At 48.0% G+C, this 3,098-nt stretch carries 2 protein-coding genes; one reads left to right on the forward strand and one right to left on the reverse strand.

Annotated elements, in window-relative coordinates:
- Positions 1–1,254, reverse strand: a 1,254-nt coding sequence (locus GRP75_RS22825; protein WP_160790446.1) for a cation-translocating P-type ATPase, incomplete at its 3' end; no start/stop codon positions are given.
- A gap of 229 nt (positions 1,255–1,483) precedes the next feature.
- Here GRP75_RS22825 and GRP75_RS22830 point away from each other — a divergent pair.
- Positions 1,484–3,098 (forward strand): Rqc2 family fibronectin-binding protein (locus GRP75_RS22830; RefSeq protein ID WP_160790447.1); only part of this gene is annotated, 1,615 nt, incomplete at its 3' end.

Here is a 3,098-nt window from a genome sequence, read left to right on the forward strand (position 1 = left end):
CTCCCAAACGGCGGACGGCGTCGGCTCTTTGGTCTTCTTTTTCGAACGCAACTCCTCTGTATCAGCTTGAACAATTTCAGCATTGTTGCAAAGTACACTGGCTTGTAGCAGTCTACGCAGAGATTGTCCGTTTTTAAGATCAGCAGGAAGGTCTCTATCCATAATATGCCCGTGTGGGTCGTAGCCCTCTCCCGTAACTCCCCAGAAGCGACCGTCCAGCCATAGCTTGGTGACTGTCATTTTATTTTGGGTCAGGGTGCCCGTTTTGTCGGAACAAATGACTGATGCACAGCCGAGCGTTTCAACAGAAGGCAGCTTACGCACAATCGCCTTTCGTTTAATCATACGCTGCACACCCAATGCGAGCGCAATTGTCACAATAGCTGGCAACCCTTCCGGTATGGCCGCCACAGCCAAGCTCACTCCGGCCAAGAACATGCTCATGGCTGGCTGTCCATGTAAAATGCCTGCTACGACAACGAGCACCGTTAGCGCCAACGCTACGATAATCAAAATTTTGCCCAATTGCTCCAATCTGTGCTGCAACGGTGTCTCCTGCGACTCCGTATTTTCAATCAAGTCTGCGATCTTACCCATTTCGGTACTCATACCTGTACGTATAACCATTCCTTGTGCGGTTCCTCTGGTCATCATCGTGCCCATAAAACCGATGTTTTTTTGATCCCCGAGTGGTACTTCGGCGGCATGAATAGGACGGGAATGCTTACTCACCGGAACTGATTCCCCCGTCAAGGCAGACTCCTCTACATCACAGCCGTTCGTACTCAACCACCTTACATCTGCGGGAATGCGATCACCACTTTCCAGCAGCACAATATCACCCGGAACCAGCTCTCTGGCCTGAACTTGAATTCGTTTGCCGCCCCGCAACACTTTGGCGGTTGGAGCCGACAGTTGTCTCAAAGCTCGCAATGAACGCTCAGCTCTGAATTCCTGTACAAAGCCGAGAATTCCATTCAGTACAACAATAGCAATAATGGTAATCGCGTCCAAATATTCGCCAAGCAGGCCGGATATCAGGGTCGCTCCCATCAATACGAGCATCATAAAATCCTTGAACTGGTTGAGCAGCAGCAAGATTGCCGAAACTCGCTTCCCCTCGCTCAGCTCATTCCATCCTGACCTTTCTCTTCGTTCCGCAAGCTGTTCCTCCGAAAGACCCTGCTTCGGGTCGACTTCCAGACTTGTTGAAAGCTGTTCATTGCTTAATTGGTGCCAGTGTGCTTGTTCCATTCTCCCCAATTCCCTCCCGGTCAGATAGTCCGTTTCCGTCGGTTGTGAGTAGGATGGCTGCCCGTTATTATATTTTTGTGCCGCGATTGCTGATAAGCTGGACAGACTTTCTAGATTCAATCTATTCGGACAGGACCTGAAATATCACAAAGCCGCTTAAGTTTTGTCCCAAAGTTATGTATCATAGAAGGAAGGCGAAAATACATTTGCTTCAAAGGAGAACATAATTATGGCATTGGACGGAATCGTAACCCGCGCTATCGTACACGAACTGCAAGGCATCCGGGGCGGGCGCATTAATAAAATACATCAGCCAAATGATCGCGATATCGTGCTGAATCTGCGGGCACAAGGCGGAAGCGTAAAGCTGCTGCTGTCGGCTAATCCGACCTTCCCGCGTGTACATTTTACAGAACAAAGCTTTCTTAATCCGACAGAAGCCCCTATGTTTTGTATGCTCCTTCGCAAGCATTGCGAAGGAGGCGTTATTGAGAAAATCACGCAGGTGGGCATGGAGCGTATTATTCACATGGATATACGTCAACGTGATGAACTGGGAGATATTTCACTCAAACGAATTATCATTGAACTAATGGGTAGACACAGCAACATTATTTTGCTTGACCCGGAAACAGGCGTGATGCTGGATGGCATTCATCATGTCACACCGTCTATCAGCAGCTATCGGGTCATTATGCCTGGCTTTCAATACACGGAGCCTCCTGAACAAAACAAGCTGAATCCACTAGAAACGGAAGAGGCAGGCTTCATATCCTCGTATCAAACAGCGATCGAGGCCGAAGAAGCTCCCAAACGCTGGATCGTGAACACTTTTACTGGACTCAGTCCCCTCATTGCTGAAGAGATACTAGCTCGAGTGACTAATGAAGTATCTGGTGATAGTGATCGTTCACTATGGAGGACATTCAGTCACATCATGGATGACGTGCGGAATCATCGTTTTCAGCCGGTATCTGGACTAAACGCACAAGATAAAGTGATATTCTCAGCCATTCCACTGACGTTGATCCAAGAAGGACGTAAGGAGTACGCTACTATCAGTGAGTGTATGGAGGACTTCTTCGGTGAAAAAGCAGAAAGGGATACGGTTAAGCAAAAGGTCAGTGACCTACTGCGGTTTCTGCAAAACGAGCGGAGTAAAAACCTAAAAAAACTCGACTATCTCCATCAGGATTTGGCCGAGGCGGAAGATGCCGATCAATTTCGCATTTATGGAGAGTTGCTGTTCGCTTCGCTGCATGAGGTGAAAAAAGGGGACAAAGAAGTGACGCTCACTAACTTTTATGATGAGGAACAGCGTCCAATGACCATCCCACTGGACCCACTACTCAACCCGTCGGATAATGCACAACGGTATTTTAAAAAATACAACAAATATAAAAACAGCTTGGCTGTCATTGATGAACAACTGGAGAAAACTCACGAAGAAATCCGTTATATGGACAATCTTCTTCAGCAGCTAGCCCATGCCTCTATGAATGACATTGAGGAAATACGTGAAGAACTGGTTCAGCAGGGCTATCTCAGAGATCGGGTCAAAAAAGGAAAGAAAAAGAAGAAAAGCGACCGTCCAACCCTGCACGTCTATACATCATCCGAAGGTATCGAGTTACTGGTCGGCAAAAACAACTTGCAAAATGAATATGTGACAAATCGACTGGCCGGACCAAATGACACATGGTTGCACACAAAGGATATTCCGGGGTCACACGTCGTTATACGTGCTGAGCAATTCGGGGATACGACGCTGGAGGAAGCAGCTCAACTCGCTGCCTATTTTAGCCAGGCCAAGCAATCCAGCAGTGTACCTGTGGCCGCCACCC

The organism is Paenibacillus sp. OT2-17 (genome assembly GCF_009827695.1).
Lineage (GTDB): Bacteria > Bacillota > Bacilli > Paenibacillales > Paenibacillaceae > Paenibacillus > Paenibacillus polymyxa_B.